Source organism: Aminobacter ciceronei (assembly GCF_014138625.1).
GTDB lineage: Bacteria > Pseudomonadota > Alphaproteobacteria > Rhizobiales > Rhizobiaceae > Aminobacter > Aminobacter ciceronei.
Genome location: NZ_JACJHY010000048.1, coordinates 21,332 through 33,983 on the forward strand (window position 1 = coordinate 21,332; position 12,652 = coordinate 33,983).

Below are 12,652 nucleotides of genomic sequence, written 5' to 3' on the forward strand. Positions count from 1 at the left end.
GCCTTCCTGAGGGCTCGCGGCTAAGCCTCTGCACATGAATCCGAAGCCGTTGCCGAACCAGCAGAATTCGAACGTCGCCGTCGTGGTCGTGGCGGCCGGGCGCGGTGAACGCGCCGGCCAGGCTGACGGACCGAAGCAATATCGCCGGATCGGCGGCAAGGCGGTGATCTGGCACACGCTGAAGGCATTTCTCGACCACCCCAAGGTTGGCCCGATCGCGGTTGCCATCCACGCCGACGACAGCGAGCTTTTTGCCTCAGCTGCCGGCGAATTGGCCGCGCGCGTCACCACTGTCGTCGGCGGCGCAACGCGCCAGGATTCGACGCGCTTTGCGCTCATTGCCTTGCAGCAATCCAGGCCACAGGCCGTGCTGATCCATGATGGCGTCAGGCCGTTCATCAGCCCTGAAGTCATCGATCGCGCCATTTCGGGCATCGACGCCAGTCACGGCTCACTGCCGTCGCTGCCAGTTTCCGACACCCTCAAGAAAGAAGCCTTCGACCGTACCGTGGCCGAAACAGTGCCGCGCGCGGGCCTGCATTCGGCGCAGACGCCGCAAGGCTTTCCCTTCGATCCGATCTTTTCCGCGCACCAGCGCGCCTTCGAGGCCGGCCGCAGCGATTTCACAGACGATTCCGCCATCGCAGAATGGGCAGGCATCCCGGTTCGCCTCGTGCTCGGCTCGCCCGACAACGTCAAACTCACCTGGGCTAAGGACATCGCCATGGCCGATCAGCGCCTTTCCGGCCAAGCAATCAGCTTTCCCGACGTCCGTACCGGCAACGGTTACGACGTGCACTCATTCGAAGCAGGCGACCATGTCTGGCTGTGCGGCGTGAAGATCGCGCATTCGAAGAAGCTGAACGGACATTCCGATGCCGATGTGGGACTGCATGCGCTGACCGACGCATTGCTGGCCACCTGCGGCGCCGGCGACATCGGCACCCATTTCCCGCCATCCGACCCGCAGTGGAAGGGTGCCGCGTCACGCCAGTTCGTCGAACATGCGGCGGCGATCGTGCGCTCGCGCGGTGGCCGCATCGCCAATGCCGACGTCACGCTGATCTGCGAGGCGCCAAAGGTCGGTCCCCATCGTGCGGCAATGACGGCGGAACTCGCAGACATGCTGCGCATCGCGCCCGAGCGCATCTCGATCAAGGCAACGACCAACGAGAAGCTCGGCTTCATCGGGCGTGAAGAGGGCATCGCCGCGATCGCAACCGCAAGCGTGGTCTATCCCGGGGAACTGCCGGAATGAGCGACGTCACCGCCCTCGCCTCGGCCCTGCTCGACGCCTGCCTTGCCCAGGGCATCATGATCGCAACGGCCGAAAGCTGCACGGGCGGCATGATCATCGCTGCCCTGACTGATATTGCCGGCTCGTCGGCCGTCGTCGACCGCGGCTTCATCACCTATTCCAACGAAGCGAAGATGGAGATGCTCGGCGTCTCCGAGGCGACGCTCAAGGTCCACGGCGCGGTGTCGCGCGAAACTGCGCTTGAAATGTCAGCGGGTGCGCTTGCCCATTCGCGTGCCAGCCTGGCGCTTGCGGTAACAGGCGTCGCCGGCCCCGGCGGCGGCTCGGCCGAAAAGCCAGTCGGCCTGGTCTGGTTCGGCGTCGCGCGCAAAGGCGCGCCAGTGGAAGCGGAGTTCCGCATCTTCGAAGACAAGGGCCGCGACTTCATCCGCCGTGAGACGGTCAGGACAGCGCTGGGACTGGGCCTGCGGGCCGTCGGTCAGGCCGGCTTCGCCGGACCGTAGATCGCGTCGGCGCGCTTCTCGAAAGCTTCGGCGAACATGCGGAAGGCGCGGTCGAACATGGTGCCCATCAGGGCGCCGAGGATGCGGTTCTTGAACTCGTAGTCGATGAAGAACTCGACGCCGGAGCCACCGTCGGGCGCTGGGACGAATTTCCATTCATTGGTGAGATAGCGGAACGGGCCATCGAGATATTTGACGTCGATGGTATTTTCGTCAGGGGTGAGCAGCACCTGGGTGGTGAAGGTCTCGCGGAATGCCTTGTAGCCGACGGTCATGTCGGCCACGAGAATCTCACGTCCATCGCGCTCACGCCGCGAGCGGACGTTGAGTGCTTCGCACAGCGGCAGGAATTCGGGGTATTTCTCCACGTCGGCAACCAGGGCGAACATCTTGTCCGGCGGGTGGCCGACGTGACGGGTGGTTTCGAATTTCGGCATCCGGCGCTGATCAGGCCTTTTTCGTGAGCAGCGCTTCGCGCGCGGCGCGCAGCTTGGCGAAATCATCGCCGGCATGGTGCGACGAGCGCGTTAGCGGGCTTGAGGCAACGAGCAGGAAGCCCTTGGACTTGCCGACGGTCGCGTAGGACTGGAATTCATCAGGCGTCACGAACTTCTTGACCGGGTGGTGCTTCTTCGACGGCTGCAGGTACTGGCCGATGGTCATGAAGTCGACATTGGCGCTGCGCAGGTCGTCCATCAGCTGAAGCACTTCATTGCGCTCCTCGCCGAGCCCGACCATGATGCCGGACTTGGTGAAGATAGAGGGATCGAGCTCCTTGACCCGCTGCAGCAGGCGGATCGAATGGAAGTAGCGCGCGCCGGGGCGAACGGTCAGATAGTTCGACGGCACGGTTTCAAGATTGTGGTTGAAGACGTCGGGGCGCGCGGCAACCACGATCTCCAGCGCCCCTTCCTTGCGCAGGAAGTCTGGCGTCAGGATCTCGATGGTCGTGGTCGGCGTCAGCCGGCGGATGGCGTGGATCACGTCGGCAAAATGCTGGGCACCGCCGTCGGCAAGATCGTCGCGGTCGACCGAAGTGATGACGACGTGAGTCAGGCCCATCTGGGCGACGGCCTTGGCCACGCTCTCCGGCTCGTTCGGGTCGAGCGCCGTCGGGATGCCGGTGGCGACATTGCAGAATGCGCAGGCGCGGGTGCAGATCTCGCCCATGATCATGAAGGTAGCGTGCTTCTTTTCCCAGCACTCGCCAATGTTGGGGCAGCCGGCCTCCTCACAGACGGTGACCAGCTTGTGCGACTTCACGATCTCGCGCGTTTCCTGATAGCCGCGCGACACCGGCGCCTTGACGCGGATCCAGTCTGGCTTGCGCAGAACCTCCTGATCGGGCCGGTGGGCCTTTTCCGGGTGCCGCGCGCGCGGACGGTCTTTGAGATCAAGCACAGTGACCATCAGTCTATCCTATCAAGGCCGACGCGCTTGCGAGCGGCCGAAAATCCAGAGCACGATGACCGCGCCTGCGATGGCGACGATCAGATTGCCCATGAAGCCGTAATAATTGATACCGAGCAGCCCCGCCAGAGTGCCGCCGACAAACGATCCGGCGATGCCGACGAGGATGTTGGTCAGGAAGCCGTGGTCGCGGTTCATCGTGCGCTCGGCGACGTAGCCGGCAAGGAAGCCGATGAGCAGCATGCCGAAGAAACCGACGCCCGGCATGCCCATGATTCCGTAACTCTGTTCCATCAGTCGTCTCCGGCCACTCGCGGACGTTCTGCTGATATAGTTCCATCAGGCGCGCCGCAACAGACGCGCCGATGGGTATCGGTCATGCGTTGAGCGCACGCCCATAGGCGTCGAGCACGCTTTCCTTCATCGTTTCCGAGATCGTCGGATGCGGGAAGATGGTGTGCATCAGCTCTTCTTCCGTCGTTTCGAGGTTCATCGCCACGACAAAACCCTGGATCAGCTCGGTCACTTCGGCGCCGACGAGGTGCGCGCCGAGCAACTGGCCGGTCTTCTTGTCGAAGATGGTCTTGACCATGCCCTGATCCTCGCCAAGCGCGATTGCCTTGCCGTTGGCGACGAAGGGGAAGCGGCCGACGCGGATGTCGTGGCCGGCTTCCTTGGCCTTGGCTTCGGTCAGGCCAACGGACGCGACCTGTGGGTTGCAGTAGGTGCAACCTGGGATCTTGAGCTTGTCCATCGGATGCACGTTGGGCAGGCCGGCGATCTTCTCGACGCAGATGACGGCCTCGTGCTCGGCCTTGTGCGCCAGCATGGGCGGACCTGCGACGTCGCCGATGGCATAGATGCCAGGCACATTGGTCTTGCCGTAGCCGTCAATGACGATGCAGCCGCGGTCAGTCTTCACGCCGAGCGCTTCGAGGCCGATGTTTTCGATGTTGCCCTGCACGCCGACGGCCGAGATCATGCGGTCGGCGGTGATCTTCTCTATCTTGCCGTCCTTCATCTCGACATGGGCGGTAACCGAATTGGCGCCCTTCTCGACCTTGGTAACCTTGGCTTCGAGATGGATCTTCATGCCCTGCTTTTCGAACTGCTTCTTGGCGAAGGCCGAGATCTCGGCGTCTTCCACCGGCATGACGGCTGGCATCACTTCGACGACGGTCACCTCGACGCCCATCGTACGGTAGAACGAGGCGAATTCGATGCCGATGGCGCCGGACCCCATGACCAGCAGCGACTTCGGCATCTCCGGCGGCACCATCGCCTCGAAATAGGTCCAGATCAGCTTGCCATCCGGCTCGATGCCGGGCAGCGCGCGCGGACGGGCACCGGTAGCAACGATGATGTGCTTGGCGCTGTAGGTGCCCTCACCCAGCGTGTTCTTGGGCAACGGCGCCTGCGGCTCCATCGGCTTTTTCGACGATTTCGACACGACGATCTGGCCGGGCTTGGTAAGCTTGGCCTCGCCCCAGATGACGTCGACCTTGTTCTTCTTCATCAGGAAGCCGACACCGCCATTCATGCGCTGGGCGATGCCGCGCGACCGGTCGACGATGGCCTTGAGGTCGGGCGAGATCGAGCCTTCGAGCTTCAGGCCGTAATTCTTGGCGTGCTCGGCGAGATGCAGCACTTCGGCCGAGCGCAGCAGCGCCTTGGTCGGGATGCAGCCCCAGTTGGAGCAGATGCCGGCGAGGTGCTCGCGCTCGACGACTGCAGTCTTGAGACCGAGCTGGGCAGCGCGGATCGCAGCGATATAGCCGCCGGGGCCGGAGCCGATAACGATGACGTCGTAATTGTCAGCCATGAGTGTGCCTCTTGTTCAGGTCGCGCTGCGGGTGAGCAGCACCCAGTCGTGTTGTTTGCTGTAGGTGTCGGTCGATACGGATGGCTGGCGCGCGATTTCCTCAAACCCGCAGGATTTGTAGAGGCCAAGCGCCACGTCATTGTCGCTTTCGGTGATCAGGCTGACCGGCCGGGCGCCGGCACGCTCGAGCTCATGATCGACGAGCTTTCTGCCGATGCCATGTCCGCGATGGTGCTGGTAGACACCGACGCTGTCGATGAACCAGTGGCCGATGGTCTGTTGCTGAAGCACGAGGATCGGCTCGAACACCGGGTGAGGCGCTTCCTCTTCGGCAAAGGACGGTTCGACGACATGGCCGATCACCAGACCGGCGATCTCGCCATCGACCTCGGCCAGGCTGGCATTTTTCCAGCCGGCACGGTCGTCGTCGCAACGCAGCTGGTTGCGGCCATGCTCGAGAGCCGTCTGCGTCGTGCCTTCCAGCACCGCGCCATACCATAGCCATGACGCCAGCCCGTGCGATGACAGGTCGACGAGGATGGCGAGTTCGGCGGCATCGCGCCGCTCGGCCCTGCGGATGGTGATAGCGCCAGCCAAGCTCTAGAGCTCCAGCATGACGCGCACGATCGGCGCGAGTGCCGTGCCGATCGCCCGCGTGTTCTGAGCATCGAGATGCACGCCGTCGAGCGGTGTCGTCTCGGCGATGGAGCCGGCGTCGAAGAAACCGCAGCCGACCTCGTCGGCTAGCGCTGCATAAAGCGGGGCCAGCTGCTTCGAAGCTGCGTCGCCGCCGGCGAACATGTCCTTGTATTCGGCATTTTCGGTGCGACTAACAGCTGGCGGCGAAACCAGCAGGATTTCTGGCGCGGCATGGCCCATGCCGTGGTCGTAGGAGCGCACGATGGAGACGAGGCGCGCCATGCCCTGCCTCGCGGCCAGCGGGTTGCCGTGGATCCAAGGCTTCATGTCGTTGGCGCCGAGCATGATGACGACCACATCGATCGGCGCATGAGTGCCGAGGATGGTCGGCAGAAGCCGCGCACCATTACGGTCGGCAGCGGCAAGGTTGTCATCGAAGGCAGTCGTGCGGCCGTTCAGCCCTTCCGCGATAACTTCGACGCCCTCGCCCAGTTCGGCCTGCAGCACGCTTGGCCAGCGGTCTTCAAGCGCGTGACGGCCCGGCCCCGCGGCATCGTAGCCCCAGGTCAGCGAGTCGCCGTAACAAAGCACAGTCTTCATGATTGAAGTCCTCGAATCCCCTCCCTTGGCAGGGAGGGGAAATGGGGAAACTACACCAGCATGCCCATCGGGTTTTCGATGAAGCGCTTGAAGGCCGAGAGCAGTTCGGCGCCAAGCGCACCGTCGACGGCACGGTGGTCGGTCGACAGCGTCACCGACATCACATTGGCGATCTTGATCTCGCCATTCTTGACGACCGCCCGTTCCTCGCCCGCGCCGACCGCCAGGATGGTGGCGTGCGGCGGGTTGATGACGGCCGAGAAGTCCTTGATGCCGAACATGCCGAGGTTGGAGACGGCACTGGTGCCGCCCTGATATTCCTCAGGCTTGAGCTTGCGGTTGCGGGCCCGGCCGGCAAGGTCCTTCATTTCATTGGAAATGACAGACAGCGTCTTGATGTCGGCCTGGCGGATGATCGGGGTGATCAGGCCACCCGGGATCGACACGGCAACACCGACATCGGCGTGCTTGTGCTTGACCATGGCCTGGTCGGTCCATGACACATTGGCGTCGGGAACGGCCGTCAGGGCCAGCGCCATCGCCTTGATGATCATGTCGTTGACCGACAGCTTGTAGGCCGGCACGTCGCCCTTTTCAGTCTTGCGCACCGGCGCCGCCGCGTTGAGCTGGGCGCGGAGCGCCAGCAGCGCGTCGATCTCGCAGTCGAGCGTCAGATAGAAGTGCGGGATGGTGCTCTTGGCCTCGACAAGACGGCGCGCGATGGTCTTGCGCATGTTGTCGTGCGGGATGAGTTCGTAGCTGCCTTCTTCGAACAGCTTGAGCACCTGTTCGTCCGACATGCCCTTGGCAGCGGGTGCTGCAGCCGGAGCACCGGCAGGAGCCTTGGCAGCAGGAGCAGCCTTGGCGCCGCCACCCGAGATCGCAGCCTCGACGTCGGCTTTGACGACACGGCCATGTGGGCCGGTGCCGGTGACAGCCGAAAGGTCGATGCCCGAATCCTTGGCGATGCGGCGGGCGAGCGGCGATGCAAAGGTCCGGCCGTCGCCGGAGGGTGCAGCGCCGTTGGTCGCAGCTGGCTTGGCTGCCGAAGCAGCAACGGGCGCGGCAGCGACCGGAGCAGCAGCGGGCGCCGCAGGTGCCGCGGCAACAGGTGCTTCCGCCTTCGGCGCGTCTGCCTTGGCAGGAGCGGCATCGCCGCCCTTGGCTGCAGCCGCGACATCTTCGCCGTCGCCGGCGAGAATGGCGATCAGCGCATTGACCTTGACGCCTTCGGTGCCGGCCGGAACCAGCAGTCTGGCGACAGTGCCCTCATCGACGGCCTCGACTTCCATCGTTGCCTTGTCGGTCTCGATCTCGGCGATCACGTCGCCAGGCGAAACCTTGTCGCCTTCCTTGACCAGCCACTTGGCCAGATTGCCCTCTTCCATGGTCGGCGAAAGGGCAGGCATGGTGATATTGATCGGCATGATGACCTCCCGCCCGTGTCAGCGATACGTGACTGCTTTGACCGCCTCGATCACTTCGCCGACATTCGGCAGAGCGAGCTTCTCGAGATTGGCGGCGTAGGGCATCGGCACGTCCTTGCCAGCGATGGTGATGACAGGCGCGTCGAGGTGATCAAAGGCGCGCTGCGACACCTGGTTGGCAATGTGGTCGCCGACCGACGACTGCGGGAAGCCCTCTTCCACCACGATCAGCCTGTTGGTCTTCTTCACCGAGGCAATGATGGTGTCGAAGTCGAGCGGACGGATGGTGCGGAGATCGATGATTTCAGCATCTATGCCCATGCCGCGAAGTTCTGCCTCGGCCTTGATCGCATAGGTCATGCCGATGCCGAACGACACGATGGTGACGTCCTTGCCGGTCTTGTGCATGCGCGCCTTGCCGATCGGCAGAACGAAATCATCGAGCTTCGGCACGTCGAAGGAATGGCCGTAGAGGATTTCGTTCTCGAGGAAGATGACCGGGTTCGGATCGCGGATGGCAGCCTTGAGCAGGCCCTTGGCGTCGGCTGCCGAGTACGGCATCACCACCTTGAGCCCCGGAATGTGGCTGTACCATGCGGCATAGCACTGCGAGTGCTGGGCCGCGACGCGGGCAGCCGCACCGCTCGGTCCACGGAAGACGATCGGCGCGCCCATCTGGCCACCCGACATGTAGAGCGTCTTGGCAGCCGAGTTGACGATCTGGTCGATCGCCTGCATGGCGAAGTTGAAGGTCATGAACTCGACGATCGGCTTGAGGCCGGTCATCGCAGCACCGACGCCGACGCCGGCGAAGCCGTGCTCGGTGATAGGGGTATCGACGACGCGGCGCGGGCCGAACTCCTGCAGCAGGCCCTGGGTGATCTTGTAGGCGCCCTGGTACTCGGCGACCTCCTCGCCCATGATGAAGACGTCACCGTCGCGGCGCATTTCTTCGGCCATGGCATCGCGCAGCGCTTCACGCACCGTCGTCGACACCATCTCAGTGCCGGCGGGAATGTCGGGGTCGGCAGCGACTTCAGTCTTGGGCGCGGCAGCGACAGGGGTGGCGGCAACCGGACCAGCGGCAGCGGCCGGTGCTGCCGCGGCAGCGGGTGCCTCGGCCTTGGCAGGCGCAGCACCCTTACCGATGTCGGCAGCACTTTCGCCGTCCTGCAAAAGCACAGCGATCGGCGTGTTGACCTTGACACCTTCAGTGCCGGCGGCGATCAGGACCTTACCGAGGGTGCCCTCGTCAACAGCTTCCACTTCCATGGTCGCCTTGTCGGTTTCGATTTCGGCGATGACGTCGCCGGCGACGATCTTGTCGCCTTCGTTCTTCAACCACTTGGAAAGATTGCCCTCTTCCATCGTCGGCGAGAGCGCAGGCATGAGAATTTCGATCGGCATGTTCGCGCCCTCCCTTAGATCAAGATGTCGGTCCAGAGCTCGGAAGCATCCGGCTCGGGATCGGTCTGAGCAAAGTCTGCGGCGTCAGCCACGATGTCGCGAACATCCTTGTCGACCGCCTTGAGGTCGTCTTCGCTGGCCCACTTCTTGGCGATGAGGCGCGCCTTGACCTGTTCGATCGGGTCGTGCTCGGAGCGCATCTTCTGCACTTCGTCCTTGGAGCGGTACTTGGCCGGATCAGACATCGAGTGACCGCGATAGCGGTAGGTTTCCATCTCGAGGATCATCGGACCGTTGCCCGAACGGCACCATTCGGTGGCGAGATCGCCAGCGGCCTTGACCGCGCGCACGTCCATGCCGTCGACCTTGATGCCCGGAATCTTGAAGGACACGCCGCGCTGCGAGAAATCCGTCTCGGCCGAAGCACGCGTAACGGCGGTGCCCATGGCGTAGCGGTTGTTTTCGATGACGTAGATCACCGGCAGCTTCCACAGCGCGGCCATGTTGAAGCTCTCATAGACCTGGCCCTGGTTGGCAGCGCCGTCGCCGAAATAGGTCACCGAAACATTCGGATTTTCGCGATAGCGGTTGGCGAAGGCCAGGCCGGTGCCGAGCGACACCTGGGCGCCGACAATGCCATGGCCGCCGTAAAAATGCTTTTCCTTGGAGAACATGTGCATGGAGCCGCCCTTGCCTTTCGACAAGCCGCCCCGACGCCCGGTCAGTTCCGCCATGACGCCGCGCGCCGACAGGCCCATGGCAAGCATGTGGCCGTGATCGCGATAGGCAGTGATCATCTGGTCGCCTTCGATCAGCGACATCTGCAAGCCGGTGACGACAGCTTCCTGACCGATATAGAGGTGGCAGAAGCCGCCGATGAAGCCCATGCCGTAGAGCTGGCCGGCCTTTTCCTCGAAGCGGCGGATCAGAAGCATCTCGCGATATGCCGCGAGGTCCTGTTCCTTGGTGAAATCGACCGGCTTGGGTGTTACCGGCGCTGAAAGGGATTTTGAATCGGATCTAGATTTGGCAGGCGCTTTTTTGGCTGCGGTGGCCATGCATCACTCCCTAGTGGCGTCTCTTTGCGGACAATGAGGAGATCATGCATAATCTCTCCTCTCCATGTCCAAACGCTAGCATGGTGAGTGACGCTGCGCCATGCGGAAAAATGCATAGCAGGCATGCGGTTAAGCGCCTAAAAACGTTGGATTTCTTGTTGATTAACTGGAAGTCAGTTAATACGGCGCCCGGATGGCCGCATTATGGTCAGTTCATCAGCATGGGACATATTCAAGGCGTTGCGCGCCTGTTCGTCAAGCATGTCCTTCTCCAGCGAGCCGTCGTGGAGCATGTGGACGCGGCGCTCGACATCGAGGCGTTGCGCCCTGACCGTGTCCAGCCGGGCCTGGAGTTCGATGGCGCGCGCCTCGAGCCTGTACTTGGAATAGATACCGAATTCGCCATGATAGGCGTGGAAGCCGAAATAGGACAGGAACATCACCGCCAGCGCCGGCACGATCAGGCGCCCGGTGTTTGTCTGCTTATGCTGGCGTGTCCACATGGTCAGAACCTCTTTCAGGCTCTTGTCGCTCCATTGTGCTTAATGGAGCGTTACGGTCTGGTGCTCACCCGCTTCCAGAACCAAAAAAGGCGGGAAACATCCCGCCTTTTTCAATCATCTATGCAACAAGCGATCAGCCGCGCAGGATCGACCTGCCGGCGAAGCGCGCCTGCTTGCCGAGCTCTTCCTCGATGCGGATGAGCTGGTTGTACTTGGCGGTGCGATCCGAACGGGCGAGCGAGCCGGTCTTGATCTGTCCGCAGTTGGTGGCAACGGCGAGATCGGCAATGGTCGAATCCTCTGTCTCACCCGAACGGTGCGACATGACGGCGGTGTAGCTTGCCTTGTGCGCGGTCTCGACGGCGTCAAGCGTCTCGGTCAGCGAGCCGATCTGGTTGACCTTGACCAGGATCGAGTTGGCAACGCCCATCTTGATGCCGTCGCGCAGGCGGGCCGAATTGGTAACGAACAGATCGTCGCCGACCAGCTGCACCTTGTCGCCGCACAGATCGGTCAGGTACTTCCAGCCTTCCCAGTCGTCCTCGGCCATGCCGTCCTCGATCGAGATGATCGGGTAGTCGGCGGCGAGCTTGGCCAGGTACTTGGCCTGGGCCTTGGGATCGCGGGTCTTCTTCTCGCCTTCATAGACATAGTTGCCGCCCTTGAAGAACTCGGTCGCAGCGCAATCGAGCGCGAGTGCCACGTCCTCGCCCGGCTTGAAGCCGGCCTTCTCGATCGATGCCATGACGAAGTCGAGCGCAGCCTGCGCGCTCTTGAGGTTCGGCGCGAAGCCGCCTTCGTCGCCGACATTGGTGTTGTGGCCAGCGTCCTTCAGCCCCTTCTTCAGGGTGTGGAAGATTTCCGAACCCCAGCGCACGGCGTCGCGCAGCGAAGGCGCGCCGATCGGCATGATCATGAACTCCTGGAAGTCGATCGGATTGTCGGCATGCGCGCCGCCATTGATGATGTTCATCATCGGCACCGGCAGGACGCGGGCGTTCGGGCCGCCAACATAGCGGTAGAGCGGCAGGCCCGACGATTCGGCAGCGGCCTTGGCAACGGCGAGCGACACGCCAAGGATGGCGTTGGCGCCGAGGCGGCTCTTGTTGGGCGTGCCGTCGAGCTCGATCATCGTCTGGTCGATGTGGATCTGGTTCTCGGCTTCCATGCCGCCGATTGCCTCGAACAGCTCGCCATTGACGGCTTCGACGGCGCGCTCGACGCCCTTGCCGAGATAGCGCGGGCCACCGTCGCGCAGTTCCATCGCCTCATGGGCGCCGGTCGAGGCGCCAGACGGAACGGCGGCGCGGCCCATCGAGCCGTCCTCGAGAACCACGTCCACCTCGACGGTGGGATTGCCGCGGCTGTCGAGAATCTCGCGGCCGACGATATCGATGATTGCTGTCATGTGAGGCATCCCCGGGAGCTGATCGCAGATGGATCGGTTGGATTTCCGCGCCCGTCTTAGCCAAAGATCAGGAAAACGCAATCGCGGGCGGCCAAATATCACGCTGCGTCAGCCGCGGGATTCACTTTAGACAAAACGCTGTCATCATAATTCATCCGAACAGGCAGGCATCGGCCAAACTTTCGGGTAAACTGCGGGCGCGCGGGGCGAAACAGAGGGAGTTTCGCCATGTCCGAGTTGAGTGGTATCTTGAGTTTGTTCTTTATCGCCGCGGCGTTTCTGACCTCATGCGACAGTCAACCGCCCCCGCAAGGCGTGTCGCAGGTGCGGATACTACCGACACCAAGGTAAGTCGCCGGCACAAAAGAAAAGCCCCGCAATGCGGGGCCCAGACTGCTGACAAACCCCGTCGAATTTCGGCGGGGTTTTGTTTTGTGGGTTGATTGAGCTTTTGGATTGATTTCGGGGAGCAGATGCTAGTGCCGTTGCGAGCCGGCTTTGGCCTCATGCGAGGCTTGGTTTTGGCTTTGGCCAGAGGCTGATTGCGATCTTTTTCATGTTCTGGGCGGCGGCTGCGATCAGGCACTGGCAGGCGACGCGTGTTCGCCCTCGGAAGC

At 62.8% G+C, this 12,652-nt stretch carries 13 protein-coding genes; 2 read left to right on the forward strand and 11 right to left on the reverse strand.

Annotation, left to right across the window (positions count from 1 at the left end; all coding sequences use genetic code 11):
* Positions 1–34 precede the first annotated feature (34 nt).
* Both HNQ95_RS30480 and HNQ95_RS30485 read left to right on the forward strand, forming a co-directional pair.
* Positions 35–1,258, forward strand: coding sequence for a bifunctional 2-C-methyl-D-erythritol 4-phosphate cytidylyltransferase/2-C-methyl-D-erythritol 2,4-cyclodiphosphate synthase (locus tag HNQ95_RS30480; RefSeq protein ID WP_067962318.1), 1,224 nt, complete (start codon positions 35–37; stop codon positions 1,256–1,258).
* A complete protein-coding gene (locus HNQ95_RS30485) occupies positions 1,255–1,761 on the forward strand; it encodes a CinA family protein (RefSeq protein WP_067962320.1) in 507 nt (168 codons plus the stop codon). Before HNQ95_RS30480 ends, HNQ95_RS30485 begins: the two co-directional genes overlap by 4 nt.
* Here HNQ95_RS30485 and HNQ95_RS30490 read toward each other — a convergent pair.
* The 11 genes from HNQ95_RS30490 to eno form a co-directional block, all read right to left on the reverse strand.
* On the reverse strand, positions 1,737–2,198 hold the full coding sequence (locus HNQ95_RS30490) for a type II toxin-antitoxin system RatA family toxin (RefSeq protein WP_067962323.1): 462 nt from the start codon (positions 2,196–2,198) through the stop codon (positions 1,737–1,739). The genes HNQ95_RS30485 and HNQ95_RS30490 overlap by 25 nt on opposite strands.
* Before the next feature lie 10 nt (positions 2,199–2,208).
* Positions 2,209–3,171, reverse strand: a complete 963-nt coding sequence (lipA, locus tag HNQ95_RS30495; RefSeq protein ID WP_067962324.1) for a lipoyl synthase — start codon at positions 3,169–3,171, stop codon at positions 2,209–2,211.
* A gap of 12 nt (positions 3,172–3,183) precedes the next feature.
* On the reverse strand, positions 3,184–3,465 hold the full coding sequence (locus HNQ95_RS30500; protein ID WP_067962325.1) for a GlsB/YeaQ/YmgE family stress response membrane protein: 282 nt from the start codon (positions 3,463–3,465) through the stop codon (positions 3,184–3,186).
* 82 nt (positions 3,466–3,547) lie between these two features.
* Positions 3,548–4,993 carry a dihydrolipoyl dehydrogenase gene (gene lpdA / locus HNQ95_RS30505; protein WP_067962327.1) on the reverse strand — a complete coding sequence of 482 codons (1,446 nt, stop codon included), beginning with the start codon at positions 4,991–4,993 and terminating at the stop codon, positions 3,548–3,550.
* Positions 4,994–5,008: 15 nt separating this feature from the next.
* Positions 5,009–5,590 (reverse strand): GNAT family N-acetyltransferase, encoded by a 582-nt coding sequence (locus tag HNQ95_RS30510; protein WP_067962329.1) that lies wholly within the window; start codon positions 5,588–5,590, stop codon positions 5,009–5,011.
* A 3-nt stretch (positions 5,591–5,593) separates the two neighbouring features.
* Positions 5,594–6,232 (reverse strand): SGNH/GDSL hydrolase family protein, encoded by a 639-nt coding sequence (locus HNQ95_RS30515; RefSeq protein ID WP_154387069.1) that lies wholly within the window; start codon positions 6,230–6,232, stop codon positions 5,594–5,596.
* A gap of 50 nt (positions 6,233–6,282) precedes the next feature.
* Complete coding sequence (locus HNQ95_RS30520; RefSeq protein ID WP_154387070.1) at positions 6,283–7,659, reverse strand: pyruvate dehydrogenase complex dihydrolipoamide acetyltransferase; 1,377 nt, start codon at positions 7,657–7,659, stop codon at positions 6,283–6,285.
* 18 nt (positions 7,660–7,677) lie between these two features.
* Entirely contained in the window at positions 7,678–9,066 is a 1,389-nt protein-coding gene (locus HNQ95_RS30525) for a pyruvate dehydrogenase complex E1 component subunit beta (RefSeq protein ID WP_154387071.1), read from the reverse strand.
* Positions 9,067–9,080: 14 nt separating this feature from the next.
* Positions 9,081–10,124 carry a pyruvate dehydrogenase (acetyl-transferring) E1 component subunit alpha gene (gene pdhA / locus HNQ95_RS30530; RefSeq protein WP_067962334.1) on the reverse strand — a complete coding sequence of 348 codons (1,044 nt, stop codon included), beginning with the start codon at positions 10,122–10,124 and terminating at the stop codon, positions 9,081–9,083.
* Between the two features lie 173 nt (positions 10,125–10,297).
* The gene (locus HNQ95_RS30535; RefSeq protein ID WP_154387072.1) at positions 10,298–10,627 is read right to left on the reverse strand and encodes an FtsB family cell division protein; all 330 of its coding nucleotides are present in this window, start codon (positions 10,625–10,627) and stop codon (positions 10,298–10,300) included.
* A 133-nt stretch (positions 10,628–10,760) separates the two neighbouring features.
* On the reverse strand, positions 10,761–12,035 hold the full coding sequence (gene eno / locus HNQ95_RS30540) for a phosphopyruvate hydratase (protein ID WP_067966597.1): 1,275 nt from the start codon (positions 12,033–12,035) through the stop codon (positions 10,761–10,763).
* Between the last annotated feature and the right edge of the window lie 617 nt (positions 12,036–12,652).